The organism is Bacillus sp. CR71, from assembly GCF_003429245.1.
Lineage (GTDB): Bacteria > Bacillota > Bacilli > Bacillales > Bacillaceae_G > Bacillus_A > Bacillus_A thuringiensis_S.
Genome location: NZ_CP031748.1, coordinates 28,266 through 28,766, shown reverse-complemented (window position 1 = coordinate 28,766; position 501 = coordinate 28,266). Strand labels below are relative to the sequence as shown.

Here is a 501-nt window from a genome sequence, read left to right as displayed (position 1 = left end):
GCGTTAGTCCCGTCCTTCATCGACTCCTAGTGTCAAGGCATCCACCGTGCGCCCTTTCTAACTTAACCAAACTAAAAATTAAAAAATATGAGCTACACTGTTATCTAGTTTTCAAAGAACATACCATTTGCTATTTAAAATAGCTTTTTGGTGGAGCCTAGCGGGATCGAACCGCTGACCTCCTGCGTGCAAGGCAGGCGCTCTCCCAGCTGAGCTAAGGCCCCAAAATGTATGGTGGGCCTAAATGGACTCGAACCATCGACCTCACGCTTATCAGGCGTGCGCTCTAACCAGCTGAGCTATAGGCCCATACAAATTGCAGGATTTATTTATATCATATCCTCATTTAAGAGTCAATATTGAATTGAACTCTCAAAACTAAACGAAAACGAAACACGGAAACTTATATTGATAAGCAGCGCTTATCAATTCTCCATAGAAAGGAGGTGATCCAGCCGCACCTTCCGATACGGCTACCTTGTTACGACTTCACCCCAATCA

At 44.5% G+C, this 501-nt stretch carries 2 tRNA genes; both read right to left on the bottom strand.

From position 1 onward, the window contains the following. Window positions 1-148: 148 nt before the first annotated feature. Window positions 149-224: transfer RNA gene (locus DOS87_RS00170), tRNA-Ala, on the bottom strand. A gap of 8 nt (window positions 225-232) precedes the next feature. Continuing rightward, window positions 233-309, bottom strand: a tRNA-Ile gene (locus DOS87_RS00165). Between the last annotated feature and the right edge of the window lie 192 nt (window positions 310-501).